28 protein-coding genes, 2 tRNA genes and 1 pseudogene are annotated in these 26,251 nt (G+C 62.1%); 15 read left to right on the top strand and 16 right to left on the bottom strand.

All coding sequences use genetic code 11. The features are described 5' to 3' along the window. Positions 1-57 precede the first annotated feature (57 nt). Positions 58-1,257 (bottom strand): hypothetical protein, encoded by a 1,200-nt coding sequence (locus HUT19_RS07565; RefSeq protein WP_176179719.1) that lies wholly within the window; start codon positions 1,255-1,257, stop codon positions 58-60. Further along, positions 1,257-1,835 carry a DUF4365 domain-containing protein gene (locus HUT19_RS07570; RefSeq protein ID WP_176179720.1) on the bottom strand — a complete coding sequence of 193 codons (579 nt, stop codon included), beginning with the start codon at positions 1,833-1,835 and terminating at the stop codon, positions 1,257-1,259. The genes HUT19_RS07565 and HUT19_RS07570 overlap by 1 nt, the downstream gene beginning before the upstream one ends. A 161-nt stretch (positions 1,836-1,996) precedes the next feature. On the opposite strand from HUT19_RS07570, the gene HUT19_RS07575 reads away from it, so the two are divergent. After that, the gene (locus HUT19_RS07575; protein WP_176179721.1) at positions 1,997-2,722 is read left to right on the top strand and encodes a 3'-5' exonuclease; all 726 of its coding nucleotides are present in this window, start codon (positions 1,997-1,999) and stop codon (positions 2,720-2,722) included. Positions 2,723-2,739: 17 nt separating this feature from the next. On the opposite strand, the gene HUT19_RS07580 is transcribed toward HUT19_RS07575, so the two are convergent. After that, a complete protein-coding gene (locus tag HUT19_RS07580) occupies positions 2,740-3,111 on the bottom strand; it encodes a VOC family protein (protein WP_176179722.1) in 372 nt (123 codons plus the stop codon). A 111-nt stretch (positions 3,112-3,222) separates the two neighbouring features. Here HUT19_RS07580 and HUT19_RS07585 point away from each other — a divergent pair, with 111 nt between their 5' ends. After that, positions 3,223-3,657: a hypothetical protein gene (locus HUT19_RS07585; RefSeq protein ID WP_176179723.1), complete on the top strand. Its 435-nt coding sequence runs from the start codon at positions 3,223-3,225 to the stop codon at positions 3,655-3,657. 129 nt (positions 3,658-3,786) lie between these two features. Continuing rightward, positions 3,787-4,155, top strand: a complete 369-nt coding sequence (locus HUT19_RS07590) for a hypothetical protein (RefSeq protein WP_176179724.1) — start codon at positions 3,787-3,789, stop codon at positions 4,153-4,155. Positions 4,156-4,244: 89 nt separating this feature from the next. Here HUT19_RS07590 and HUT19_RS07595 read toward each other — a convergent pair whose 3' ends face one another. The 5 genes from HUT19_RS07595 to HUT19_RS07615 all read right to left on the bottom strand — a co-directional run bounded on the left by HUT19_RS07595 (position 4,245) and on the right by HUT19_RS07615 (position 10,604). Further along, positions 4,245-5,849 carry a hypothetical protein gene (locus HUT19_RS07595; protein ID WP_176179725.1) on the bottom strand — a complete coding sequence of 535 codons (1,605 nt, stop codon included), beginning with the start codon at positions 5,847-5,849 and terminating at the stop codon, positions 4,245-4,247. A gap of 70 nt (positions 5,850-5,919) precedes the next feature. Further along, complete coding sequence (locus tag HUT19_RS07600; RefSeq protein WP_176179726.1) at positions 5,920-6,615, bottom strand: TIGR02391 family protein; 696 nt, start codon at positions 6,613-6,615, stop codon at positions 5,920-5,922. Positions 6,616-6,693: 78 nt separating this feature from the next. After that, positions 6,694-8,517: a CHAP domain-containing protein gene (locus HUT19_RS07605; RefSeq protein WP_176179727.1), complete on the bottom strand. Its 1,824-nt coding sequence runs from the start codon at positions 8,515-8,517 to the stop codon at positions 6,694-6,696. A gap of 109 nt (positions 8,518-8,626) precedes the next feature. Next, positions 8,627-9,241 (bottom strand): hypothetical protein, encoded by a 615-nt coding sequence (locus tag HUT19_RS07610; protein WP_176179728.1) that lies wholly within the window; start codon positions 9,239-9,241, stop codon positions 8,627-8,629. A gap of 124 nt (positions 9,242-9,365) precedes the next feature. Further along, entirely contained in the window at positions 9,366-10,604 is a 1,239-nt protein-coding gene (locus tag HUT19_RS07615) for an L-histidine N(alpha)-methyltransferase (RefSeq protein WP_176179729.1), read from the bottom strand. 368 nt (positions 10,605-10,972) lie between these two features. Here HUT19_RS07615 and HUT19_RS07620 point away from each other — a divergent pair, with 368 nt between their 5' ends. Together HUT19_RS07620 and HUT19_RS07625 are read left to right on the top strand one after the other, a co-directional pair. Continuing rightward, positions 10,973-11,284 carry a hypothetical protein gene (locus HUT19_RS07620; protein ID WP_176179730.1) on the top strand — a complete coding sequence of 104 codons (312 nt, stop codon included), beginning with the start codon at positions 10,973-10,975 and terminating at the stop codon, positions 11,282-11,284. Positions 11,285-12,199: 915 nt separating this feature from the next. Continuing rightward, positions 12,200-13,018, top strand: coding sequence for an alpha/beta hydrolase (locus HUT19_RS07625; RefSeq protein ID WP_176179731.1), 819 nt, complete (start codon positions 12,200-12,202; stop codon positions 13,016-13,018). On the opposite strand, the gene HUT19_RS07630 is transcribed toward HUT19_RS07625, so the two are convergent. Then, the gene (locus tag HUT19_RS07630) at positions 13,008-14,615 is read right to left on the bottom strand and encodes a helix-turn-helix domain-containing protein (protein ID WP_254885475.1); all 1,608 of its coding nucleotides are present in this window, start codon (positions 14,613-14,615) and stop codon (positions 13,008-13,010) included. The two genes, HUT19_RS07625 and HUT19_RS07630, sit on opposite strands and share 11 nt — an antisense overlap. Positions 14,616-14,806: 191 nt before the next feature. Here HUT19_RS07630 and HUT19_RS07635 point away from each other — a divergent pair, with 191 nt between their 5' ends. Further along, positions 14,807-15,229: an ATP-binding protein gene (locus tag HUT19_RS07635; RefSeq protein ID WP_176179732.1), complete on the top strand. Its 423-nt coding sequence runs from the start codon at positions 14,807-14,809 to the stop codon at positions 15,227-15,229. Positions 15,230-15,233: 4 nt separating this feature from the next. Further along, positions 15,234-15,554 (top strand): hypothetical protein, encoded by a 321-nt coding sequence (locus tag HUT19_RS07640; RefSeq protein ID WP_176179733.1) that lies wholly within the window; start codon positions 15,234-15,236, stop codon positions 15,552-15,554. Positions 15,555-15,883: 329 nt separating this feature from the next. Here the strand turns inward: HUT19_RS07640 and HUT19_RS07645 are convergent, their stop codons facing one another. Further along, entirely contained in the window at positions 15,884-16,804 is a 921-nt protein-coding gene (locus HUT19_RS07645) for a hypothetical protein (protein ID WP_217712246.1), read from the bottom strand. Between the two features lie 209 nt (positions 16,805-17,013). On the opposite strand from HUT19_RS07645, the gene HUT19_RS07650 reads away from it, so the two are divergent. The 7 genes and pseudogenes from HUT19_RS07650 to HUT19_RS44200 form a co-directional block, all read left to right on the top strand. Continuing rightward, a complete protein-coding gene (locus HUT19_RS07650; protein WP_176179735.1) occupies positions 17,014-17,301 on the top strand; it encodes a hypothetical protein in 288 nt (95 codons plus the stop codon). 1 nt (position 17,302) lies between these two features. After that, complete coding sequence (locus tag HUT19_RS07655) at positions 17,303-17,497, top strand: hypothetical protein (protein ID WP_176179736.1); 195 nt, start codon at positions 17,303-17,305, stop codon at positions 17,495-17,497. Continuing rightward, positions 17,494-17,691: a hypothetical protein gene (locus tag HUT19_RS07660; protein ID WP_176179737.1), complete on the top strand. Its 198-nt coding sequence runs from the start codon at positions 17,494-17,496 to the stop codon at positions 17,689-17,691. Before HUT19_RS07655 ends, HUT19_RS07660 begins: the two co-directional genes overlap by 4 nt. A 403-nt stretch (positions 17,692-18,094) precedes the next feature. After that, positions 18,095-18,697, top strand: a complete 603-nt coding sequence (locus HUT19_RS07665) for an MT-A70 family methyltransferase (RefSeq protein ID WP_254885476.1) — start codon at positions 18,095-18,097, stop codon at positions 18,695-18,697. A gap of 175 nt (positions 18,698-18,872) precedes the next feature. Beyond that, positions 18,873-21,059, top strand: a complete 2,187-nt coding sequence (locus tag HUT19_RS07670; RefSeq protein WP_254885477.1) for a type IV secretory system conjugative DNA transfer family protein — start codon at positions 18,873-18,875, stop codon at positions 21,057-21,059. A gap of 274 nt (positions 21,060-21,333) precedes the next feature. Next, the gene (locus HUT19_RS07675) at positions 21,334-22,191 is read left to right on the top strand and encodes a replication-relaxation family protein (RefSeq protein ID WP_176179738.1); all 858 of its coding nucleotides are present in this window, start codon (positions 21,334-21,336) and stop codon (positions 22,189-22,191) included. Between the two features lie 99 nt (positions 22,192-22,290). Beyond that, a pseudogene (locus HUT19_RS44200) lies at positions 22,291-23,148 on the top strand (recombinase family protein); the annotation flags it as partial. Positions 23,149-23,214: 66 nt separating this feature from the next. On the opposite strand, the gene HUT19_RS42275 reads toward HUT19_RS44200, so the two are convergent. From HUT19_RS42275 to HUT19_RS07700, 6 genes are all read right to left on the bottom strand, one after another. Next, positions 23,215-23,394 (bottom strand): hypothetical protein, encoded by a 180-nt coding sequence (locus HUT19_RS42275; RefSeq protein WP_217712247.1) that lies wholly within the window; start codon positions 23,392-23,394, stop codon positions 23,215-23,217. Positions 23,395-23,445: 51 nt separating this feature from the next. Next, on the bottom strand, positions 23,446-23,706 hold the full coding sequence (locus HUT19_RS42280; protein ID WP_217712248.1) for a hypothetical protein: 261 nt from the start codon (positions 23,704-23,706) through the stop codon (positions 23,446-23,448). A gap of 334 nt (positions 23,707-24,040) precedes the next feature. Continuing rightward, positions 24,041-24,115 (bottom strand) — tRNA-Val (locus tag HUT19_RS07685). Between the two features lie 66 nt (positions 24,116-24,181). Next, complete coding sequence (locus HUT19_RS07690) at positions 24,182-24,676, bottom strand: SRPBCC family protein (RefSeq protein WP_176179739.1); 495 nt, start codon at positions 24,674-24,676, stop codon at positions 24,182-24,184. Positions 24,677-24,830: 154 nt separating this feature from the next. Continuing rightward, positions 24,831-24,902, bottom strand: a tRNA-Val gene (locus HUT19_RS07695). An 85-nt stretch (positions 24,903-24,987) separates the two neighbouring features. Beyond that, positions 24,988-25,446 carry a TIGR02611 family protein gene (locus HUT19_RS07700; RefSeq protein WP_176179740.1) on the bottom strand — a complete coding sequence of 153 codons (459 nt, stop codon included), beginning with the start codon at positions 25,444-25,446 and terminating at the stop codon, positions 24,988-24,990. 190 nt (positions 25,447-25,636) lie between these two features. On the opposite strand from HUT19_RS07700, the gene HUT19_RS07705 reads away from it, so the two are divergent. Then, positions 25,637-26,050: an SsgA family sporulation/cell division regulator gene (locus HUT19_RS07705; RefSeq protein WP_003959770.1), complete on the top strand. Its 414-nt coding sequence runs from the start codon at positions 25,637-25,639 to the stop codon at positions 26,048-26,050. Positions 26,051-26,251 lie beyond the last annotated feature (201 nt).

Genomic DNA, 26,251 nt, shown 5'->3' on the forward strand with positions numbered 1-26,251 from the left:
GCCCCGCCCCGCGGGCGCCCGGCCGCCCGCCCCCGCGCTCCACCGCGAGCCCGGCGGTCAGGGCCCGCCGCACGCCTCCTCGAAGAAGTCCAGGTGCTCCTGGAGCGATTTGAGCAGCCGGTCCCGCTCCGCCTCGTCGACCTGGACCGGGGTGACGCCGGTGGCCCCGGTCAGCCGCCGGAAGCCGCCCCGGCTCTCCAGCCGCCCGCTGACCCGGACCGGCAGCCCCACCAGATGGGCATGACCGGCCACCCGGTAGTCGTCCTCCTCCAGCACGATGCGCACCTGTGCCACATCGGCCCCGGCCAGCACCCGCAGCCGCACCGTACCGGGGCCGCCGGGTCCGGTACGGCGCAGCCGGACCACCGCTCCGGTGAGCCGCACGGCCACGGACGGCTCGTCCCGTACGAAACGCGCCCCCGCCTCCCGGAGCCCCGGCAGGTCGCCGGGCGAGAACGCCACCGGCTCGGGGCGCAGCGGGAAGCCCGGCGGCGCACCGGCGGCCGGGGACCACTCCAGCGCCAGCCGCGCCCCCTCGGTGCCCTGGACCAGCGCGACGACGGCCTCGGTCAGCTCCCGGCTCACCCCTGCCTCGACGGCCGCGTCGAAGGCTTCCATCCCGCCGGTGGCGCGCTGGTAGTCGACGGCGTCCCGGAGGGCGTGCAGCGCGCGGAGCAGGGTGGCGGTGGCGGCACGGCCGTCCTCGACGGGAACGAAGACGGTCAGCGCCCGGCCGCCGGAGGCCGGTCCGGCCGGGCCGGTGAGCACCCGCTCCATGAACTCCTCGGCCGCGCGGCGGTGCCGTGCGCCGTAATAGCCCGCGCGGCCGCGGGCGGCGAGCGCACCGGCCAGCAGCATCCCGCGGGCGGCGGTGCGCAACCGCTCCTGGGCGGTCCAGGCGGCGGTGCCGCCGTGGGATTCGGGCACCTCGCGCCACCAGCGGATCTCATCGCTGGGCACGGCGAGACCGGTGAGCACCTCACGGGCGGACGGGGCGGCGCTGCGGGCCAGCGCCATCAGCGCCTCGGTGAGCAGATCGCCGCTGTCGGGGAAGTCCCGGGTCTCGGGCACCAGCAGGCTGGTGCCGCCCGCGAGCTGCCCCGGCGGGGTCCAGCGGGCGTAGCGCCCCGGCGCTCCGCCGCGGCGGCGCCAGCCGTGCCGGGTGAGCAGGGCGCCGAGGACGGCGGGATCGACTTCGTCGGGGTGCGGGGTGGCGGGGGCCGGAGGGGGCTCGCCCCCGGGCCGGTACCGGTCCATCACGGTCTCCCTCCCGCCCCGACCCGGGTCATGATCTCGCAGAGCGCGCGGTCGTCGAAGACCCGCGAGGTCGGGATCCGCACGGTGGTCCGGCGCCTGCCCGTGACCGGGTGGCCCGCCAGATTGGTCCAGTAACAGCAGTGCCGCAGGGCGAGTCGGTCGTGCCCGGCGCGCAGCCAGTCGTCCTGGCTGCGCGGCACGATCATCACGACGAGGATCTTGTGCACGGAGACCGGGGTGCGGGCCAGTTTCACCAGATGGTCGTTGTCCAGGGTGAAGGCGAAGGTAGGCCCGCGCGGCCGCGGTGCGAGCTGGTACGTGGCCTTCAACTGCACCTTGATGGTGACCTCGTCGTCCGCCGCGTGGCCGGGCGCGCTGTGGCTGACGTGCCAGTCGATGCCGTGGTCGGGGAAGGGCTGCGCCAGGGAGCAGCCGGCGGCCGCCGCGACGGCGTGCAGATAGCCCACCTGGAGGGTCTCCATACAGGCGGTGGTGGCGATGTGGCCACGCAGGGGTGCGATCCGCTCGGACAGCAGACCGCTCGCCGCCGGGGCCGGGTCGGGCTGAGCGAGCGCCATGACTGTTGACGCCTTCCGGTCGTCGCCGGTCCGTACATCTGTGTTGTCTCCCCGTCAGGTGGGCGGCAAACAGCGGCGGTTCGGCCACCTCCCTCCGGGTATCACCTGGTCGGGGCGGGTTGCAGCTGTCATCGCACGACCACGCACGAGGAGTTGAGGCCATGCCGTCCTGGTTCGAGGGGCCGCTCGCCGCGTTCGACACGGAGACCACCGGTGTCGATGTCGAGCACGACCGGATCGTGTCGGCCGCTCTTGTCGTCCAGCGCGGGACCGGAAGCATGCCGGAGATCCGCCGCTGGCTGGTGAGCCCTGGGATACCCGTGCCGTCCGCCGCCACCGAGATACACGGGCTGACGGACGCTCACCTCCAGCGCCACGGCCGCTGGCCCGCGCCGGTGATGGAGGAGGTGGCGCGCGGCATCGCGGAGCAGAGCGCGCGGGGCACCCCGCTGGTGGTGATGAACGCGCCGTTCGATCTGACGCTGTTGGACCGCGAGTTGAAGCGGCACCGCAACTCCAGCCTGTCGGGCTATCTTTCACTGCGTTCGCTGTGCGTGCTCGATCCCCGGGTGCTGGACAAGCATCTGGACCGCTATCGCAAGGGGCGCCGTACGCTCGCCGATCTGTGCGCGCATTACGGTGTGGAGCTGACCGGGGCGCATGACGCGGCGGCGGACGCGATGGCCGCCCTGGACGTGGTGCGGGCGGTGGGCCGCCGGTTCGCCTCCCGGGTGGAGACGCTGACGCCCGCCGAGCTGCACGCCCGGCAGACCGTCTGGTACGCGGCGCAGGCCCGCGGCCTCCAGGCGTGGTTCGCGCTCAACGGCTCGGACGAGGTGTGCGATCCGGCCTGGCCGCTGCGGCCCGATCTGCCGGCCGCGGCCTGACGGCGTTCCCGGGGCTCTCAGCCGAGGCGGAGCAGGAAGGGGTGTCCGGCCGGGTCGGAGTAGACCCGGACATCGCGCGGTCCGCCGTTGAACCGGGTCTCCAGTGGCCGTGCGCCCAGGTCCACCACCGTGCGTTCGGCCGCGTCGATGTCCTCCACCAGCAGTTCCAGATGGGCCTGCTGGGAGTCGTCCGGGCGCGGCCAGCTCGGCGGGGCGTAGCCGTGGTCGCGGAGGAAGGCCATCCGCGTACCGCCGGGCGCGGCGATCTCGATGCGGTCGGCGTTGGTCACGGCCAGGATCTCGGCGCCGAGCACCTCCGCGTAGAACTCGGCGAGCTCTTCGGGTTCGGCGCAGTCCAGGGACAGGACGGCTGCGGTCGCGACGGTCATGGGTTCCCCTCCGATGTTCAACCGTGGAAGTTCTCTGCGGATACCCGTGCACCGGCCGTACAAGCACACACAGTTGAGGCCGGGCCGCCTGTGGCGGCCCGGCCTCACGGGGTGGGCGACAAGGGGTCTGACTGGAATACGCACTACCGGCTGCGGGCCCTTCGGAACCTCCTCGGCACGCTTCCCGACCCCTCCGCTCCTTTGCCGAAGCCGAAACGAAAGCCCAAGACAAACAGGGCCAAGCGCCTCAAAGATGATCAGGTAGCAAAGCTCTGCCGGGCCTACAAAGCTGGCACATCTCGGCGACAACTCGCTGAAGACTTCGGCATCGCTCCAAAGACAGTGACCGCCATCCTCAGGCGTCAGGGCGTCAAGACCCGTTGGCGCAAGCTTGCGGATACCGACGTGGACGAAGCCGAACGGCTATACGCGCAGGGCATGTCCCTCGCCAGAGTTGGTGAACGTCTCGGGGTCACCGACTGCGCCGTGCGCTACCAGCTCAGGAAGCGCGGCATCAGGATGCGCGACTCGCACGGCCGGGAGTAGCCGCCCTGAACCTCCAGATTGGCCCCACCTTTCGCATGATCGGTGGGGCCAATCTGCGCTGGCCAACCAATCTTTAAGCTCTACCCGCTATAAATACCCACTGCCAACCAGTAAACGGAAGGAGGTTAAATGACCGAGCAACCACCAGAAATGCAAGGACAGGAGCTAACGCCTGAAGACGCACGCAAGCCAGTAGTGTTCGCCGTCCGCATCGATCCCGTTCAACGGGAACAGATCGAAGGGCTGCGCGGTATAACCGGGCAAAGCGTCAACGATGTCGGAGTGGAAGCACTGGACGACTGGATTGCCAAGACACTCGCCGATGAGACCGTTCGCAACAAGGCTATGGCTGAACTAGACGACGAGGAGAAAAGGCTCCAGGAACGACGTAACGCCATCGCGGGCATTCTCGGACAAGCAGTTACGGCAGCAGAAGCCACTCCGGAGCAAACCGGCACTCAAAGCCGAAGACGCGGTAAGGCACAGCCCGGTTCGTAGGCGGTTACGCCCCATGACGCAAGAGCCCAGCAATCCTCATGATTGCTGGGCTCTTTTTATTCTACAAACTCCCGAGCGAAAATCCCGTGTCATTCCGCCTGGTCTACATCCTCGACAGCAAGCCACTCGTTAAGACCCGTCAGCATCGCCAATGCGGACACAAAGAGCGCCTTAACGGCTGCCGGTCCTCGGAGGTCCCCGAACACCTTCGTGAGCATCTTCTCGTATTCCCTGCTCTTCCGGTGCGCCGTAGCCTTGGACCTAACCTCTTGCAGGTTGCGGAGAAACTGGACGTCTCGCTCAGCGTGCGGGTACCCGACCAACTTCAGCCAACGTTCGAGCTTTGAGATTCCCTTCTCGTTCTCGATCTTGTCTGGCAGCTGTGCCTGCACCTGCTTTTCATTGATCGCGTCAACGAAGAGCTGGGTCATGATTCGGATGCTTGACTCGAACTCAGCTTGGGAGTCGTTCAGAGGAAGACGAAGACGCTGCAAGAGTCCAGCGTCCGCCTCCTCGGGCTTGCGGAAGAAATCCCATCCGTAACGCTCGTTCCATGCACGCCCAAACGTCACATAGTTAGACCTCACGAGCAGGTCTTCTGCCGTTGGCTCAGTAAACTGAGCGAAGAAGGCTCGACGGATGAGCGTTTCGCTGGGACGACCATCTGCCGGAACGTTGAAGCTCCTCCAATAGTCACGCTCCTGGCGAGGCAGGTCACGACCGAGGTCACCAAGAAAGACCATCACATGCTCTTCGGCACTGTTGTCGATCTGAACGCCCCACAGGGAAGCGCAACGAAGGCGGCCGTCGGACACTTCGTAAAGCTCGGGCTTGTCGTAGTACTTCTGCAAGACTTCCCGGCGGAAGAAGACCGGCGTCAGGTAGTGAGGCGCGTCCGGGTTAGCCCCGAAGTAGTTCGCCAGGGCTTCCGGGTTGCACGTATAGCGGACCTCATCACCATCATCATCGGTCCCAATGATGAACTCGGGGAAGTAAGTGTCTTCTTCCTCGTATGGCCAGATGCCACTTTTCTCGACAGGCGGCGACGACACTACTCGAGTGCCTAGGTAGCGAGTGAAGTCACGCCCCATGATGCCGTCACCCGAATACAGGCCGGCGCGCAGGTCATCAGTTGCCCACTCGGCGTCATCGGGCACAGCAGTACCCTCTGCACCGTACCTAACCGAGTCAATGTAGAGAACAAGGTCGAGCTGCCGTGCAGCCTGGAACTGCCGCAGAAGCTTGGTCCGCACCTCCACCTTCTTGCCAGTGATCTTGACCGCGACTGAAGAGGTTCCGTCGTCATGCGGCTGCATGAACTGAGACGTCAAATCGTCCCAGTAGAGGTTGTGGTAAAGACGGAAATGCTGAGTCAGCTCAAGCGTTGACGGCACTACCCCGTAGTACTCACGGAGAAGAACCAACGGCTCAATGCCGTCTGGGGCCCCATCTTGGAAGTAGGTCGCTACGGGCTTACCGTTCTCATAGTGCTGTGAAAAACCGGGGCCGAAGTCACCCTTCGAGATGTCCCATCCCGGATCACTCAGGATGCGCTCTCGTTTCGAGGGCAGCGCAAAGGCACAATAGATACCACCGTTGGCGTCGTCATCGTGCCAGCTGTCGCAAACGACCGTCCATGCACCACGCTCAAGCGAGGTGAAGCGTTGTCTAACGTCTTCTTGTTGCAAGTCCATCAGAGCATTATAAGCCGAATGCACACTAATGGACAACGCATTACCCGGGCGACCGCCCTGCTCACATCCGTCACGTGGTCAACCTGCGCTCGATCTTGTCCAGCATCCGCATGAGCAAGCTGGCGGTCATGACGGCTTCGGATGCCTCTGTGACGTCATCGAAAGACACTTCGCGGTGCCCGGAGGGGTTGCGGAGCACAGCGTAAGTCCCCTGGAAGAGCATCATGGTCCCAACGACTTCACCAGCGGGTGCAGCAGGGTCAGCAAGCGGTCCACCCTGCCGGAAAGCCTTCGTCATAAGGTCGGTGCCGAACACGTCGTCTCCGAAGCCGGCCAACTGACGCACTCGAACCTCCACCGCCTTCATGGACACGAAGATGGCGTTCTCGTACTCGCCGATGAGGAACTGTCGTCGAGCCTTAGCCTCGATCAAAGGATGCAGGTTATCTTGCAGACGGTTAACGCTACGCACCGTCTCGATACCCTGCTCCACAGCTTGATGTCCGCGGCGGGTCACGAAAACAGATTGCGGATTACTATCACCGGGCTTGCTTGCAAGCATCCCATGCGACAGCAGCCACTGCACCGCCTCGGCTACAGCCCTTGCCGGGTGAGTGCCCATCGCACGATACTTCTCGTCCGTGGTGTAGCTCAGGCAGTAGTTGTACGAGTTCCACGTGTTGGTTCGCACCATGTCTTCAAGGACATGCAGTGCCAGCTCATCGACAGGGAGCTCAAGGACATCTTGGGGGCTGAGATCGATCATGCCCACAGATATACGCCGTCAAGCCGTGTCTGTAAAGCGATTAATCACGGCACTGCCTCCTCGATGCAGGCGCAAGCCCTACTTAACCCGCGAGAACATATCGCTAATACCTGCGCCCGCACCTAAGTCAACAAGCTGTGAGGTCGTGAGCGAGTTACCGCCGCCCCAGTAGGTTTCGCGAATCTTGCCGTCTTGTGTGCCGGTGAAGACGTGTTGCACGTTGTCGGGTGTAATCGTGGCTGCTATGGCCGCTACAGGAGAGCCTGCATTGAGTAGTTCACCAGTTGCCAAGTTGAACCCGCCGCCCCAGTAGGTTTCTTTCACGAGACCAGAGGCAGTGCCATTGTAGATGTGCCAGGTACCGTTATAGCGAGAGGCCATGTCGGTTATCGTTGCACCAAGGTTAGCCATTTGCGCAGTAGTCAACGAATTGCCTCCGCCCCAGTAGGTCTCAAACGACTTACCATCTGCGGTGCTTGTCATGACGTGGTTCACGCCGTCGCCCGTGATACCCGAGTCAAGAGCCACAACCGCACTGCCAACATTGGCAATCTGGTAGGTAGTTAGCGTGTCGTTAGGACCCCAGTAACTCTCGCGCACCTTGCCGTCAGCAGTGCCGGAATAGATGTGTTGGGTCGAGCCAGAGGTTATGTCGGTAGATATTGCTTCCACCGACGAGCCAGTGTTCGCAACCTGCCATGTAGTGAGCGCGTCATTGGGTCCCCAGTAGGTCTCGTTGATGCGGCCGTCTTGGGTGCCGGTATACACGTGCTGGGTGCCATCAGAAGTGATCTGAGACGAGAGGGTGTTAATAGGTGAATTGAGGTCAGCGAGCTGGGAGGTCGTCAGAGCATTTCCAGCACCCCAGTAGGTCTCGTATATCTCACCGCCCTGGGTGCCGAAGTAGACGTGCTGTAAACCATTGCTGCCGATCTGGTTCGAGACGGCCGTAACCGGAGAGCTAACGCTAGCCAGCTGGCCTGTCGTGAGCGCGTTACCATATCCCCAGTAGGTCTCGTAGATTTTTCCGTTGGTCGTCCCTGTATAGACGTGCATCACGGGACAACCGTTATTTGCAGCCAGACCCGCTTTGGTCGGGCATGAGTCATTAGGGTCGGCCACACCGTCGCCGTCCGTGTCCGGCGGTGGTGGTGTTTCGGCGGGAGGTGCAGAGTTAATAGGATCGCCGACATCAATGAAGTGATCCCAGTAGCGGCCAGACGAGCGAATGAACTTCCCGGCTGAGCTCTTGCTACTGTACGCCTCATGCGTAAACAAGCCGTCACTGTTGTGGTTCATCTCAGCCACTTTTAACTTGATGACGCTACCGGCGTCGTTCTTGATTACGTCCGTCACGAAGCCGACATGACCCCACTGCCCATAATCGCTTTGAGCAATGTCTCCCGGCTGAATATTGCTGGCATTACCAGCCTTGACGGCGTACCCATCGGCGGCTGCACCTTCGTCCCAAGTATTGGCGTTACCCCAGTCACCCCCAATCCGCACTCCCATGTATTTGTCTGTCCAGTACGCCGCGCCGTCAGTGCAGTTTCGATATCCATACTTGTAAGGGCTTAACTCTTCGTAAGCGTTGTAGACTCCGTTATGGTTTTCGTCAATCCACCAATCGAAGTTGGCTCGGTTGAGCTCCTTAGCTCCGGCATATGGATAGTCGTTCTCAAAGGGAATCTTTGCCGTGCTGTCTGCGTGCGCAACACTTGGGTTAATGGCATCCTCGGCGATGAAGGCGGCAGTGGTACTCCCAGCAATGAGGAGGCCAGAGGCCGCAACTCTGCCGAGCTTCATACATGCCGCACCTGCGTTGTCTCTCAGACGTTCTAAGAGACTTGGCTCTTCAATTTCAAGTTGTTCAAGGTTCTGTGGATGTAGCTCCGTGCTCATATATTTTTCCGTACACAAAGCCTCCCACCAGGCTCTGCGTTCTGCTGTTATTCGGTTAGTTAGATTGTCACGTCGCTAGTGTGCGTCGTTGGAAAAGGCTGCTGCGTATCTAGTTCGACAGCTCCTCTAAGCTTTTTATGCCAGTCATGAGGGCATTATTTGCTGCGCCGACAGTCTCTTCGTCACTGGCACACAGGTACTTTGGAGTTCCTAGGTAGTAGTATTTGCCGTCCTTGGATGTGTAGATAGGACCACTGCCAACACCCTCAGAGGCATCTAAAGGCTGTGGACTTCTTACTAGAAGAACGCCAGTACCGCCAGATAAGCCAGAGCCATCTGACTGCTCTATAAAGTTACAACTGCTTCCGGGTAATGTGCTCAGACTGTCCACCTCAAAGGAGGCGGACTGCTGGTTTGCTGGGGAGTCGGTACGCAAACCGTACTTCACATCTCCGCGCATATTCTCGGGCAGCGGGAAGCGAACGCCCCACTCCTTAATTACCAGGTACTTGCCACCCTCTGACGGATCCGCCGGCTCAGGGTTGTTGTCCTTGCTTGTATCGGTCTTCTGGTCAGTCTGCGTCTTGGCGTCAGATGTCTTGTGGTCGTTGTGCTTCGCCTTCTGCCATACAAAAAAACCGCCCACACCAAGGGCGGCTACTACGAACAGAACGACGACCACTTCAACGACAGAAAAGCCGTTAGTTGATAGTTTCTTTGTCATGGGCGATCTCGCTTGTGTTACTTTGACTTGCGGGCATTATCCTTTAAGCTCCCTCAAAGTACAAAGGTTTTCTTTACAACGCTCAGAACAACGGATTAGGTAACAGCACCCGATGCCTGCACTGTTAGCCTTTCTTGATCTGAGAGATAGTTAGCAAGTAGTCGCCATCATCCGTCTGGCTTGCATGAAGAGTATGGAAGTTATTCCTATCGAGCTGCTGCAAAGCCTCTAGCCCAGTCTGGTGCCAGTAGCGCCAGAGCAGTATCGTGTCGTCTCTTTTTAGCTCGACGGTGTACTGCCCGCCATCCTCAAAGTCAAAGTTGATGTTCAAAGCGCTCTTAAGTCGAACGCGAATATAGCGCTGTCGCGCGGCCTCGTCGAAGTCCATTTCAACACTGTAGGCATCGTCTTTAATGTTGAGCAGGTCAAAGATAAGCCGGTGGTTCGACGTTAGTCCACTGTTGTTAGGTTTAGCATTAAAGTCAAAATAGCCTCGTGTCGTCGCGCTGTCGAGCTTCCGCGTCTCAATGAACAGGTCTCGTCGACCTAGGCTCTCATTGATAGTTCTTAGTGCATTGTCGGGCTCTCGGAAGTTTCCCGCAGTCCCGCCAAGAAATAAGACCACATTGACAGTCTTGTGGGCGTTCGCGCCTAATGACTCCTCCGCAATGACGTTCGTGAAGCGTTCATAGTTGATGTCCCACTCATATCCTTCGAACTCAACACGACCATCGAACCACTCTTTTATATGGCGCTCGGCAATGTTCAGCATCTCTTGGCTGATGTCCATGGCGATGTAGCGGCCGAGCTTCCCCTGATCGAGCAGATGCTCCAGAAGACCCTTAACTGGCAAGGCATTGCCTACGCCAATATCCACAACGTTTACACGCTCATAATTAGCCAACAACTCGTCTAAGTATTGATGATTCACTTCAAGGAGCTTGACTGTTGCCGTCAGCATGTTCGCTGCGTCTTCCTCAGATTGGCGAACAGCGTACTTGTCCCAGTTAGCTGCACCCTCGCCCAAGTAGTTGTACTCACGGGGTATCTCATGGTAGAGCTCTAGCTTTTTTACGATGTCGTACTGTTGACCTTGGGTGAACAAGTTGTAGAATTCCGGGCGAGGCTTGACATTATTTATGGTGCTCTTCGGTCGGTACTTTCTTCCTTCCTCAACAAGCTGCTTAATCAACTTGATGTTGAAGGCGGTATTTTCAACATATGACCTATTGCCGCGCTTAGTGAGGGTAAGTTCAAGCTTACCGAGCTGAGCACCATCAACCCAGTTTTTTACAGTAGCGGGCGACACATTATATGTGTATGCGAGTTCCGAGTTCGTGAAATATTGCTTGTCCTGCGACATATCTGCGGTCTAGCTTTCTATATTGAATTGTAGTTGACATGTTGAAACCCAAAATTATAACATGTGGGTAGCAGCTGCTAATCAACTTTAAGGCGTTTCAGTTACTTACCGTAACACTTCTTTGAATTTTCTACAAGCTTTCAGCTTGTATTAAAACTGTAATCGCTCCGCTCAGGACGGAGCGATTCTCCGCGGTGGAATTCCGCATGTCACTAATTATAAGACATCGGGCGACTTCCACAATATCTAACGCGAATTTAACGTTGCACCGTCATAATGCCTACGCGAAATGGTGCGCCTACATCAACTACTAACTATCTGGCCTGCTGGCACCACATGCCACATGCCGGGAAAGGGGAACACGCGCTATGCGCGAGGAAGATAAGTTACGTAGCCTCCTGGAGGAGGACAAGCCCATAACAAGGATAACCAAACATGTTGAGCCAGCCGAAACCCGCTACTACAGCCTCGGACAGTACCCGGCGAGCAGTAAGGAGCCGACTTTTGACTGGTCTGCACCCACTAAGGAGGAGATAGACCAGATGGGCGTCTCATTCTCTCGAGTCGATGTTGAGGATGAACCGCAATACATGATGGTCGCCATCTGCCACAACTACGGCACCGTCAGCAAGTCAATAGATGTGACCATATGGCGTATTGAGGACGCACCAAAGGGCTAGCGCACCATGGCAGTTATACAACTACCGAGAGACATGGAAGGTGTCTCGTTTGTTCCGTGCGTCATCTGCCTGACGATGCAACCGCTCACAAACGTTGCGGTGTGTCTGCAAGGCGACTTCGTGTGCAACGTCCACTTCAAGCAAAACGCCTGGTTCGTTCAAGGGATGGCACGGCACCTAACTAGGCGACAGTGGTTTCCACAAACAACGCGAGCAACTACAGGGCAAAGAGACAGCGTTTTCGTTGAGGTGCGCGGTTTCGGCGTGTGGACACTGGCATGGGATTTAGCGCACCACCTAATCCTGCGGCAGCTCCCCGGCAAGGTCATAGTGCTTAGCGACAGGCCAACTGTCACCCTTTCAGCAGTGCGCAAGCACTGGAGACGGCTAGAGCGGAGGGTCGTCCGGGAGCGAGCAGCCACCCTAAAGGCTGACCTCATACGAGACCTCAAGGATATGGAGCATTACTTAGACGGGCTGCCTATGACAATTAAGCAGCCGCGCAAGGGTGTGGAAAGTGAAGTTTGCTTCGTGCCCCCAAGTCCTGCGCTAAGCATCCCGAGCAGCTGCCACACGCTGTACGTCACGATGCCACTTGATGACGCTGCCTTTGAGTCCCTTGTAGCCAAGATGCCCGACCATGGACTGGTAGTGCGCTACGTGTCCCAGGAGCAGCCTGCGACGTATCTGCGCCTCCACACATGGCGGCAGTACGACGGGCCTAACAACTAAGACGCGTCAGTGCCCAGAAAGCTGGGCACACCGCACAGACCCCTTCACACCCCTTTCTGAGCAACAACAGGGGGGAGGAAGCCACACATCTAGGGGGTCTGCGCGGTGTTCGTATAGCGAGCCTGGCCAAGGGCTGAGACGCCACCTGTTGGCTGCTGCCACCGCTCACTACGCTTGGCCAGCATGGCGACTGAGAGCGTAAGCGTTCGGACCCTTGACGGCCTGCACCTGGCGGGCACCCTCGTACGTCCCCAGGAACCAACCACACGGGCCGTCGTGCTCGTTCATGGCGGCGGAGTCACCCGGGAAGAGGGTGGCTTTTTCACTCGGCTCGCAACTGGCCTCGCTGAGGCGGGAATTGCGAGCCTGCGTTTTGACCTCCGCGCCCACGGCGAAAGCGGAGGGCGACAGGAAGAGCTAACGCTCTCAAGCATCCTCAACGACATTCGCGCCGTGCTGGCGTACGTTCGCGAGGCTACAGAAGCCGAGGAAGTCACCTTGCTTGGCGCGAGCTTCGGCGGCGGTATCTGCGCCTACTACGCTGCCAAGCGTCCCGATGACGTGAGCCACCTGGTGCTATTCAATCCCCAACTCGACTACAAGCGGCGGACTATCGACAGCCGGGACTATTGGGCAGAAGACGTCATCAACGAGGACGCAGCCCGTGAACTCAACGAGTGCGGCGCAATCCAGTTCACACCAACGCTTCGCCACGGGCGGCCAATCCTCAACGAGGTCTTTTGGCTGCGCCCTCACGAAGCACTGGGAGAAGTCCAAGCACCGACCCTCATCGTGCACGGCAGGGCAGACACCCTCGTGCCATTCGAGTCGTCGCGGGACGCCGTTCCCCGCTTCACTGCCCCGGTGCAGCTCGTACCCGTAGAGGGCTCACAGCATGGCTTCGCCGTCCACGATGACCCGCAGTACCTTGACCCCAAGAGCCAGGAGTACCAGGCGTTCGTCATCCGCACCGTTACCGACTGGCTCACCGCTACGCGGTAAGCGTCTCGCGGAATGCTCGCACCGCGGGCCGGCTATGCCACCGATCAAGAGTCTGGAGGACTTCACCGAGGACACGCACGGTGCGCTCTGACTTCACCTCGTGGGCAACAAGCGCCGAAGCTGTGCCCACCTGCGCGGCCTCGTCCGGCTCGCCGCTGAGTGCCAGGGCCGCCGCCCGCCGCGCGTTAAAAAATCCCGTGTCACGGTGGGAGAGAGCCCCGGCGCTCAGTACGTCGCTGAACAGATCAACCGCAAGGCTCGGCTTTCCGGCTTCGGTGAGCGTAATAGCGTCCCGCACCAGCCGGGTGTGGTCGCTGAAGTAGGCCCCAAGAGCGTCGGGATCGTCATTCGGTGCGCTCGTGAGCAATGCTTCGGCATCCGCCAGCTGGCCGCGCACTACATCGAGAGGGTCGCCTAGCATCGCTCGGCCAAGCGCCTCCTGCTGGGTGACCTCGGCTCGCACCCTCGCCGGCAGCTGCCAGCGGTCATGTCCGGCGGCCTGAGCGAGCGTGAGCATACGGAGCGCGTCCCGTTCGTCGTACGCCATCTGCGACTTCTTCAGGAGCACATACCCCTGCATGGCCGCGTCGTCGGCTTCCTGTGCCCACTCCATCGCGCGGTCGTACCAGAACACGGCGGCCTGCGGCTGCTGGATATCCCGGTACAGCCACCCTGCGAACTCCGCACCATCGCTCCCTACAGCAAGGAGCTCACGGCGCACGCTCGGCTTCACTTCGCGGGCCTGGCTCTCGACCGCCCCGAGCAGCGCCAGCATGACCGGGAGAGTCTTCTTGGGGCCAAGTGCACCGTCATCGCGCTTGGCCTTGTCCAGGACCCGCCGGAAGTAGTCGACGACCGGACCGTCCAGGTAACGGTGAGCGTCGTCAAGAGCATGGGCAACATGCTGGAGTTCGTCTAGGCCGAGACCGGGCAGCGCTACCGCAGCGACGCCGTTCCTCAGGAACGCTCGACGGTTGAGAGGGCTCATGGGATCTCGCTCTGTGGCTTGGGCGGACGCGTCCGCCGACGTTCCAACAAAGCTGCCCAGTCCGCTCGTTGCAATCGTCTCAGCGTCGACGGGAACGAGTACGGCACGACCATTGACCACGACCGGCAACAGCCCGCCGGCCAGCGGGGTCTCCGACTTCGGTGTCGGATATTCGAGTACGGGTTGAGCGGCGGTGACCGCGGTAGCGGCAGCACGCCCAACGCCGGGCAGCTTGAACCACAGTAGGTCTGCCGGGATCTTCAGGCTATGCGCCCACCTCATGAGCTTCGCGAGGTCCTGGGGTGCCTTGCCGCTCTCAATCCGGCTGAGCTGCGCTTGGTTGAGGTCGAGCCATGCCGCCATGACTTCCTGGGAGAGCACACGGCCGTGCCACGGGTGCGTTCGGTATGCGTAGAACACCTGCCCCATGTGCCAACTGGCGAGCGCATCGCGCATGCGTTCGTGCTGCCAGAATTCGAGCGGAACACTGGGCACCGTGGCGGCAGCCGAAGCAGCGGCCTTTCGCTGACAGGTCGCGCAGCGCTCGCCGTGGTTATCGCGAGCCAGCCTCGTGCCGCACGAGCAGTAACGGCCTTGCTGCTGTGCCATCTGCCGCTCTCCGTAAGGGCCTTGCCGGGTACGCCTGGTAGCCAAGCCTACGGACTCTAGGCCGCCGGGGTGGCCCTGTCTATGCGGGCCATACATAACCCCCTATGTGGCTGGGCCATGACGTTCTAGCGCCCCCAACTCCCATGCTGCTTCCCGTGCTTCGCCCCCATACAAGCAAGGGAGCACCGCCCATGAGCCCGGTACCTTTTACCAGCCGACTGGAACTGGCCGCGCAGACCGAAGCTGTGCGCTGGGCCAGACGGCACGCTCGTAACGTACTGAGCGCGTGGCAAGTGGCAGAGACCCACGTAGATACTGCTGCGCTGGCCGTCTCTGAACTCGTCACCAATGCCGTGCGACACGTGGTCGAGGCCGCGCCGGCCACCGGGCCCGCTCGGTTGGCGTTGATTCTGCGGCACCGCGGTACCCACCTGATCGTGGAAGTGGCCGACCCTGACGTACAGCCGCCCGTTCGCCAAGGGCTTTCAGCGTTGAGCGCTGAAAGCGGCCGGGGCTTGTTCATCGTGGAAAGCGTCTCGAAAGAGTGGGGCTACTACTTGCCGCCTACGGGCGGCAAAGTCGTGTGGTGCGTGCTCTCGCTGGACAAGGAGTAAGAACGTGCCTCGCCGCGAAATAGAGCCCGCTTACGGGTACATCCGTGCCCTCGACCTGCCGGACGACGAGGTAGATGCGCTGGAAAAGCAGCTCTATGAGTACGCCTACGCGAACATGTTGCACCTCGTTGATATTCGCGTTGAGCGGTACCGGCTGCTGCGCTTCGGTGACTTCACCGGCTGGCTCCGGGAGCACCAGGCACAGCACGTCATCATCCCGAGTGCTGAGCACGTCACGCCGCACCCGATTGCCCGCATGATGTTCTATGAGGCCATCTGCCTCGATGCCGGGGCGGAACTCCACGAGGCTTGTCCCGAAGAATAGCCGGTCTCGCCTTGTCCCCACACCAAGGAAGTTGCACCACGCTCATGAAGCCAGCCCAGATATGGGAGGTATTCGACTGGTACCGCGGAACCTGTTTCCGCTGTGAAGCGCTCGGTGTTCCAGTGGCGTTAGTTGGCGACATTACGGCGCACGGCGCGACGCTCCCGCTCCATGCCTGCCATTTCTGCATCTTCCGCATGCAACAAAGCCACTGGTTCGCTACCGGTCGCACTGCATGGCACCTTGAGCAGTTGCAGCTTCCCGCACATTCGCGGCCTCGCGCCAGTCGTCCCGCACTGCATACGTGGTGGCGCTATCGGGCTCGAAGCTCACTTGGTCGGACAGTACGGCACGCCGTTGGCAAGCAATGAACGAACCTTGTTATCGCTATCCTCGAATGACTCCATAGGCGCGTAGTAACCCTTCCACGGATCGGTTTTAATGCGTGCCCAATACTCTGCTTCGTATTCTTGGTTGATGATCTTAGCAAGGCATTCAGGGCTAAGATGCTCGCCGGTCTTTAGAGTCGGACCCGTTGGCGAGTCCGTTGAAGGCTCCTTGTAAGTCTGTGCTGGCGCGCTGGCCACTTCGAGCGGCAGTCCGTGCTTAACCCACAGTCGAAACGCCCACACTCCCCCTAGCATCAAGACGCCGAGCACCATCGTCGTTATGAGCGTTACGCGCAATATCCGCCTGCTATAGCCTACTCGAACGAGCTCGTATCCCTTGGGAACCCTATAAATGACCCGCGCTGTCTCCCGACTTACGGTCGCGTCGCGGAGCACGTAGTGGGCTAGGAACTCCGCAAATTTGGAGAACTCCTTGCGCCGTAGTCTGTCAAATGCACCGGAGCTTAGGCCGCTCTTTTTCCGCGCATCGTCCAAAAGGTCGCCAGGACTGAGCGGCGTTGTTGTGTCCTGGGAGCTAAAGAACAGGTCTCGGATGAACGTAGCTGAAGCAGTCTTGTGCTCGGCATAGGCGCTTAGGGCGTCATCTATGAGGCCGCGAACAAGCGCAGGCCGGCTGTGGGCATCCACGCCCTTTTTCTCGCTATGCAAGCGGGCAAGCTGCTCGATGCGCTCACAGTCCACGGGCTTTCGGTTATGGGTGCTCAAGTCGAGGTCATCGAGGCCGCGTTGCCGGATGCGCGGTAGCTCCTTGCTGGCGATGAGCTGCACCAGGACAGCCCGCCCCTCGCTGGCCTCCGCCGCTTCCTGCTGCGGTTCGTCGATCGGCCGCTCCTCCGCCACCTGTGCCCCCTGCACGATCTTCGACGGTTCTCGGGGCCATCCTGGCAGGCCAGAGCCGGTTTGTGCAGGGTTTTCGCGCGGTCTGCGCAGGGACTTCGCCCCTCGTCGGCCTGCACGATTTCCTCATCGCTCCACAGCGGAGCGAAAGCCTCTCGGAAGCGCACCTAGTTCCGGGACGGCTCGAACTACAGAGAGGAGTGCTCGCCTACATGGCTGGCGAACTCATCAAGCGGGGCGGAGGACACAAGAACCTCCCCGCGTCCGTACGACGCGATATCGCGTTCATCGCGTGCGAGACGAAGGTACAACAGGCTCTCGTACACGCAAAGGCAAGCGTTGGTGACCACGCCATTACCGAGGTTTCGTACCTCGTGGCCGTGCAGCGCCAAGCGGAAACCATCCATCCTCACGCGGCCGACGCAATCGCCCTAATCGTGAACACCACGATCCAGGGGATAGCCCGGTCGGTGGCGAACTTCAACACGGAGATCGACTGAGGTGGACGGACTGACGCTCGCGCTGCTGCTGATTCTGGCCGTCATTATCGGCCGGAGTTGGCAGTGGCACCGTGACCGAACGGCGCGCAGGCTTGCGCGACATCTCGACCAGGCCAATGCCGCCATGGACGAGATCACCCGCAAACGGCGTGATGCCGAAACCAAAATCCGTCGGATGAAGGGAGACAAGGAATGAGCCAGCTCGATACTGCACACAGTCTTGAGCGCCTCGCCACCGAAAGCCGGTGGCCGCTGCTGAACGTCTTCTGTGCTCTGAGCGAGAGAGAAGAAGCACGGCGCGCAGAAAGCAAGCGCAGGTTGGTGACTGAACTGACAGCCTGCAACCCGTTCCGTAACTCAACGGACTTCGAGGAGTACCGGCCGGAGTGAACACTGGATCTGGGTGGGAGAGACGAGCGCTTCATGTGCTCGTTCTTCTCATAGCGCTTGCCTACGGCATTCGTTGGGCGTTCGACCTCATACAGCCGGTCATTCCATTCTTGGTTGCCGGAGTGATCGTGGTCGCGCTGGTATCCGTCATCCTGACGGTTCGCCAAAGGCGGCGCTGGTAGCACGCAGTCGGGTAAGCGTGGTGGATAGCACAACAACATTTCCACCACCCGACTTGTGTGCAAAACGAGCACCGCAACAGTTTGGGCAACCTGTTCATTCGCTTGAAGTTTCGCACGATCATTCAAGCGAATGAACGATTTCCAAGCTATTCGGAATGTTCTACATGTATAAGTACCTCCGGGGATACAGCCGGAGGAGAAAAAGGAGGGTAACAAAGTACGTGACAAAAGAATCATCATCGCGGGTAGCGCCCACCCGCTTTCACACCATCCTGGCCGACCCCCCATGGGACCACCAGCAGCGAGGGCTCAAGGGTGCCGAACAGCATTACCGGCTCATGAGTCTGGACCGCATCAAAAAGATGCCAGTCTCAGACCTCGCCGAGGATGACGCGCACCTTTGGTTGTGGGTCACCAATGCCTCGCTGCGCGATGGGTTCGACGTCGCCGAAGCTTGGGGCTTCACGGCTCGTTCCGTCCTCACCTGGGTGAAGTTCCGGCTGGGCCTGGGCTCCTACCTGCGAAACAGCACCGAGCACCTACTCTTCTGCACCCGTGGCAAGGCCCCGGTGAATTTCAAGTCGCAGCCAACGTGGATCAACGCACCGGTCCAGGAACACTCCCGGAAGCCCGACGAGCAGTACGCGGTTATCGAGCGGATCTCCGTCGGCCCGTACCTGGAGCTGTTTGCCCGCAGGCGACCACCGAGCACTCGCGACTGGTCCATCTGGGGCAACGAAGTCGACGCCGATATTCGAGTCCCTGGCTACTGGGTGCCCAGTGACGACCAGCACCAGCGACGATCCGAACAAGAGAGGCGGTGATCATGGCTGCACGAAGAACGCGAAGTAAGCGGCCTGAACGCCGCTTCACCGTAGAGGGCGTTCGGTGGGAGACGCCGGATATTCGCAAGCTCAGCAAGGCCTTGCTCGCAGTGGTGCTTGCCCAGCGGCAGCACATCGCCGAAGCCGAAACGTCCGAGGAGAGGAGCACTGGCTAATGGCTCCCTCAAACCAGGGCTTGCAGTTTGCCGAGCTGCACCTGCCGCGCCCCCTTGACCCCGATACCGCGCTCGCGGTGGTTGGCCGGCTAGCGGCTGATCGCCAAGTGGCCCGGCTGGTGTGGGAGGTCCGCGCTGAAGGTGGCCAGATCCGCTACTTGGTCGGTGGACGTCCCGTCGACATCACACGCCTTGGTCGGTTGCTCGGACATTTCCTGCCGGGCTGCTACCTCGATGCCACGCCCGAGCAGCCCCCGGCACGTCCCGGGATGCAATCAGCGGGTCGGTTGCGCGTCCGGCCTTCCTACCTGCCGCTGAGCATGGACATCCCTGAGGGCGTGTCCCGGGCGGTCTTGTCCGCCCTGGCCGTACCGCTAGCGAACGACGAGGCGTTGGTCGTGCAGGTCGTACTTGGTCCGCGCATCCTGCCCAGCGTGTTGCCCACGGAGTTCCCCGACCCCAGCCTGCCGCTTGGACGCATCCTGCTCACCGGCACCAGGCCAGCGGGGACAGAACTCCGGGCGCGGCTCAGGAAGCGTACGGAGCACCCCGGCTTCATGACCACGATCCGCGTCGGTGTAGCAGCCATCACCCGACAACGACGTGAAGCGTTGCTCCTGGGCGTGCTGTCGGGCCTGACCGTTGCCCAGGGACCGGGCACACGGATACGCCTGGTCAAAGACTCAGCGGCCCGCCTTAACAAGGCTCGGCCTCCCTGGCTGTGGCCCCTTCGGCTGTCGGTACCCGAGCTACTGGGACTGCTCGCTTGGCCACTTGGCGACAAGGAGCTACCCGGATTACCACCGCTGCATCCGAAGCCTCTCCGGGCTGCACCGCACGTGCACCAGAGAGAACGTGTCTTCGCCCGCAGTGCAGCACCCGGCGACGATCGTCTCTTGGGCATCGCGCCGCAGGATCAGACGTATCACGGCGTGACCTACGGCCCCTCGGGGTCGGGTAAGACGAATGCCCTACTCCACCTGATCACCGCGGACATAGCTGCTGGCCGGCCCGTGGTTGTGCTCGACCCCAAACGGCAGCTCATTGACGACGTCTTGGCGCGGGTGCCAGAGCATCGGGTAAACGACGTTGTTGAGTTGAACGCCGCTGACGAAAACCCGGTCGGCTTCAACCCGCTCGACATCGGCCACCGTGACCCGGACGTGGTCGTCGACGGCATCCTCGCGGTCTTTGCCTCGGTCTTCGCGGACGGCTACGGACCACGTACCGCCGACCTGTTCAGCTCCGGCTTGCGCACCCTGGCCCGGGGTAGCAGTCCGAACGCCTCGGCCACCTTGATGGACTTGCCCCGGCTTTTCGCCGACCCGGCGTTCCGTCGCCCCTTTGTCGGCCGCGTGCAGGGCGACCTAGCGCTCGCCCAGTTCTGGGCTGCATGGGAAGAGCAAGGCCCCGCTGCCCAAGCCGCTGTCTTGGCGGCCCCTATGAACAAGCTGCGGCAGTTCCTGCTGCGGCCGGCGGTGGTGCGGATGCTGGATCAACGGCAGGGCCGGTTTCGGCTCCGGGACACCTTCCGCAGCAACAAGGTCGTGCTAGTGCCCCTGAACGAGGGGCTAATCGGGCCCGGGGTAGCAAGTCTGCTCGGCAGCCTGATCATCGCGGAGGTCTGGCAAGCCGTCCAGGAGCGCGCCAGCGATCCGAATGCCCGCCTACGGCCAGGCACGGTGTACGTCGATGAAGCGCCCCGGTTCCTGCACCAGCCGACCTCGTTGGCCGACGCCCTCGCGATCTCTCGCAGCCTTTCGGTGGGCTGGTTCCTGGCCGCTCAGTTCCGCAGCCAGTTCCCTCCTGAGCTACGGACGGCCGTGGACATCAACGCGCGGAGCAAGGTCGTGTTCGCGACCGAAGCCGACGACGCCCGCGAGCTGGCCGCCAAGCTGGCACCAGAGCTGGAGCCGCAGGACTTCATGTCTCTCCCCCGGTTTCACGCCTACGCCAACTTGGTGGCAGGCGGTGCTCCGTCCGGTTGGGCACTGGTTCGAACACTGCCACCGCCACCAGTCATCTCCGACGCTGAGGCGCTCCGGGCGACTGCTCGCGCCAACTACGCGCCTGCACAAACCGCACCAACGCTCACGGCCGGTAGTACCGGCGAGCCTCCAATAGCGCCTGAAAATGCCTCGCAGCAATTCGGCCGTAAACGTCGAAGCCGACCTGACCATTCGTAACCACAACATCCAGTCCGTGCTCTCTTCGGCCCTCTGTTCGCCCCTTTGTTCACGACGTAGATCATCTGCGTGTTCGTGCAGGACAGCCCCGGTCGCCGCCCCAGCACGGGAGGGGACTGACCGGCATCCTGTGCCTGTCCTCGCGCTCCCTGCGCCCTCCACGCCCTGACAAGAAATTCCGGACCGCCGCATCCCGTGCCGCGCAGCGGGAGGCAGGAAGGAAGCGGCAGTGAGGTTTTCCCTCGAATTTTGTTCTTAATGAAAGGAGATGCCTATGAAGTACAACGATATAGCTAGCCTGATCGAGTCGCTCTCGGAGCGCGATCTATCCATCCTTGAATCACTGCGCATACACCGCGCACTGACCACCGCACTTATCCGGCGACTGCACTTCCCCATTAGCAGCGAACCGCGAGAATCGGGCAGCAGCAAGAGCCACGCAACCGAGATGGCCGCCGCAGTTGCCACCATCCGAGTCCTGACCCGCCTTGAGTCTCGCCACCTGATCACCCGGATGCATCGCCGGATCGGGGGCGTACGAGCCGGAAGCTCCGGCATCGTGTGGCAGCTCGGCGCGAGCGGTGAACGGCTTCTCCGTACTCGGCACGGCGACCCCACCAGACGCCGCTACAGCGAACCGTCCCCGAGCTTCATCGCCCATACGCTCGCTGCCGCTGACCTTGCCATCCGCCTCTACGAGTTGGCTCGGCAGGGCGAGATTGAGCTGCTACGTCTGGAAGCCGAGCCCGAGTGCTGGCGGACGTTCCTGTCAGCACATGGTGCGCGCCAGTGGCTCAAGCCCGACCTGTTCGCGATCACAGCCGGCGGTGACTTTGAGCATCACTGGTTCATCGAGGCCGACAACGCCACTGAACACGCACCGGTCATCGTGCGCAAGGCGCTGCAATACCAGCACTACGCGAACGCCGGAATCCACCAACAAGAGCACGGATTGTTCCCAGCTGTGACATGGGTTGTGCCTGACGAAAAACGGCAAGCCGCTATCCGCGCTGCATTGGACACTGAGCCGAAGCTACGCGACCTCGTGGCTGCCGGGCTCTTCCACGTGGTGACAACCGATGAGTTTCCGGCGTTCATCACCGGAAATCACGCCAGTCCGGCCATACCTTAAGGACTTCCCGGCCAAAATAGCCTCGGCATCTACCCATAACGGAGTTACCATTAGGACTACTAAAACTCAAGAAAAGGAAGAAAGGAGAAAATCCAAAGCATGAAGCAGAAGCAGAAAGCCGCGCAGCGCATCACCGGCGACGACTATGTTGCTTATTTGCGCGTCTCCTCCAAGGGGCAGGTCGATACTGACTATAACCCTGAAGGCGTTTCAATCCCTGCCCAGCGCGAAAAGGTTGAAGAACGAGGGCGTGAGCTGGGAGCCTCCAAGGTCGCCGAGTTCGTCGATCCAGGACGAAGCGCCCGCACTATCGATGAGCGCCAAGAATTCCAAGAGATGATCGCCTACCTGCGCGAACACCCCAACGTGCGCTACGTAATCGTCTACATGCTCAGCCGCTTCGCTCGAAACCGGCTGGACGACGCGATCATGGTTGCCACCCTGGAGAAGCTCGGCGTCAAGCTGATCTCTGCTGTCGAGAAGAACATCGACGACACACCAACCGGTCGCATGCTGCACGGGATGCTGGCCGTCATCAACGAGTACTCCTCCAACCAGAGCGCCGAAGACATCAAGTACAAGATGGGGCAGAAGGCCAAGAACGGTGGCACGATCACCCGTACCCCCGTCGGATACCTCAACACCGTCGAGCTCGTTGACGGTCGCCGGGTACGAACGGTCGCCATCGACCCGGTTCGCGGCCCGTTCATTCGCCTGGCATTCGAGCTGTACGCCACGGGTGAGTACACGGTGGACGAAGTAGCGGGAGAGCTGTACGACCGTGGACTGCGCATGCCGCGCGATGCGCGGTACCCCACAGAACGGGGGATCTCAACGAACCGGCTGTACGTAGTCCTACGCGATGACTATTACTGCGGCTGGATCACCCACGACGACGAGAAGTACAAGGGCCGTCATGCGCCCTTGGTTCCTCAGGACCTCTTCGACCAAGTCCAGATGGTCGCCGACACGCGAAACACTGCTCGCGAGAGGCGGCGCGTACACCACCACGAGCTGAAGGGGTCACTGTTCTGCGGCTCCTGTCATAACCGCCGTGGTGACCGGCGGCGCATGATCGTCCAGCACGCCACCAACCGGCACGGCAACGTCTACCGGTACTTCTTCTGTAACGGCCGCTTCGATCACATCTGTGAGCTGCCGTACGTCCCGATCGAACAGGCCGAAGAAGCCGTCGAGGACCACTACGCCACGGTGCGTTTCACGCCCGAGTTCATCGCGACCATGCGCTCGGAACTAGCCGCCATGGTCGATGAACAGCAGACTACGACCAAGCTCCTCCAAGCCCAGCTCACGAAACAGCTTCGTGCGCTCGACACCAAGGAGAACAACCTCATCGACCTGGCCGCCGACGGTAGCCTGCCCCAAGCCAAGATCAAGGCCAGGCTGCAAGAGATCACCAAGCAGCGGGATCGTCTGACAACCAGGCTTCACGACGTCGATGAGGACCTCAGCACAGCGGCAGAGATCATCGAGGCGTGCTTGGAGCTTCTGCAAGACCCGCAGGCGCTATACCGGCGTTGCAACGGCCAGCAGCGCCGCCAGCTGAACCAGGCCCTCTTCGAGGCCCTATATATCGACGAGGACTCGAACGGCGACCTCCGGGTGAGCCACATGCTCAAGGAGCCGTTCAGGCTCCTGCACGAGGCCCAAAGCCAACACCCGGCCCCCACAGGGCCGCCAGGGGCCCCGCCCCGCCGCCGGGCCGTCCTACCGGCCTCCAAACCCAAAAGCGCCCCTCCCCAGCCGGGGACGGGCGCTGGCCTGCAACTAACAAGGGCCGCCCTGGCGGGCGGCCCTTGGAAGGTACCGGGTTCCAACAATCTTCTTATGGTGGGCGATACTGGGTTCGAACCAGTGACCTCTTCGGTGTGAACGAAGCGCTCTCCCACTGAGCTAATCGCCCGGAGTGTCCGGTGGGGGTCTCCCCCGGTGGAACGACCTGAACAATACAGGTCGCGAAGGGTTTGGTTCAAACCGGATTCCCGCCGGAGGCCGGTGGCGTCCCGGGCCGCCCGGCGCCCGTGGCGGCCAGGTGGGCCCGCAGCCCCCGGCGCCCGGCGCGCATCATCAGGGCGTGGTTGAGGCGGAAGACAGGGCGCCCGGGGAGGGCCAGCCGACGCAGCAGCGGCTTGCGGACCACCACCTCCTGCTCGAAGAGGGCGCGGGTGCCGGTGTCACGGGCCGTGACGGTCCAGCGCACCCAGCCCTCCAAGTCTCCCGAGAGGGAGATCTCCAGGACTCCGGCCGCCGGGTCCTGGCGTGCCTCACCGACGGTGACCTCCAGGTCGTACGGGACGAGGGAACGGAAGCGGGCGGCACCGGTCCGCTCGTCGATCCGCCGCACCTCCCGGATCTGCGGCCACCACCGCGGATAGGTGTCGCCGTCGGCCAGCGCCGCGTAGACGGCGGCGGGCGGAGCGTCGAGCTCCCATCGGCTGCGGAAGCGGTAACGGCACCAGTCCATGGGGCCAGTCTGCGCCGTACGCGGCCGGTACACACCCACACCGGCCGGTGCGCCCCGGCGCCAACGCGCCGCCGCGGCCGGGCGGTTGGGGCCCGGAAGCGCAGAACGCCGAGGGCCCGCACGGCGGTCAGCCGTACGGGCCCTCGGTCCAGGGTGGGCGATACTGGGTTCGAACCAGTGACCTCTTCGGTGTGAACGAAGCGCTCTCCCACTGAGCTAATCGCCCTGGCGCACGGCCAACATTAGCGCATACCGGACCGTGCTCATGACCAGTCCCGGGGAAGGGCCGGCCACGGTGACCGGCCGGTCGGTCACTCCTTGATCTTCCAGGGCATGACGACGCCGAACTTCCACACGTACACCGTGATCGCCGCGGCGCAGATGATCACGGCGATGGTGGTGAGGATGAGATTGCGCTTGCGCACCTTCGGATCCAGGGCGCGCTGCGCGGCCTCGGTGACCTTGCGCTTGGTCCAGCGCAGCACGAGCTGCGCCCAGACGAACTCGGTCGCCCAGATCGCCATACCGCCGAAGATCACCAGCCAGCCCGGGCCGGGCAGCGGCAGCATGATGATCCCCGCGACCACGACCGCGAGGCCCACGACGAAGACGCCGACCTGCCAGCTGAGGTGCAGGGTGCGGGACCGCTTGATGAACTGCGGCGCCCGGGAGCCGAAGATCGGCTCCGTGCCCTGCGTATCGTCCCCCGTCGCGACAGGGGTCGGCGCAGGCGCGACACCCCCCTGTCGCTCGTCACTCTGCGCATTCATGTGAACCAACTTACCTGATCGTTTTGAGTCACCGGAATGGCGGTGCCCGCCGCCCGGGAGCTGGGCCGCCCGAGCTACCAGAAGAGCCGCAAAACGGTCAGAGGGGTTTACAACGGCACCGTAGGTGGCATGTCGATTTCGCCGACGTGCGAATCCCCGAGCGCACACTGAGCGAAAGGCCCTGGCGCTTATGAACACCACGGTCAGCTGCGAGCTGCACCTGCGCCTCGTTGTGTCGAGCGAGTCCTCACTGCCTGTACCCGCGGGACTGCGGTATGACACGGCCGACCCTTACGCCGTGCACGCCACCTTCCACACCGGAGCCGAAGAGACGGTCGAATGGGTGTTCGCCCGCGATCTTCTCGCCGAGGGCCTGCACCGGCCCACCGGCACCGGCGACGTCCGGGTGTGGCCGTCCCGCAGCCACGGTCAGGGCGTCGTCTGCATCGCCCTGAGCTCTCCGGAGGGAGAGGCACTGCTCGAGGCCCCGGCGCGGGCCCTGGAGTCGTTCCTGAAGCGGACCGACGCCGCGGTGCCACCCGGCACCGAACACCGCCATTTCGATCTCGACACAGAGCTCTCCCACATCCTGGCGGAGAGCTGAGACCCGGCGAGAGCTGAGCGCGCGGCCGTCCGACTCGGGGAGACGGCGCGAGCCGGGAGACAACGTCTCCGGTAGAGACATCCCGACCATGGCATTCCGACACGACACAGCGCAGGCGACGGTGCCGTCGCCGTGGGACCGCCCACGGCGACGGCACCACCGTGTGTGACCCCGTGAAGGCACGCGGTGTCACACCGCGCG

The organism is Streptomyces sp. NA02950 (genome assembly GCF_013364155.1).
GTDB lineage: Bacteria > Actinomycetota > Actinomycetes > Streptomycetales > Streptomycetaceae > Streptomyces.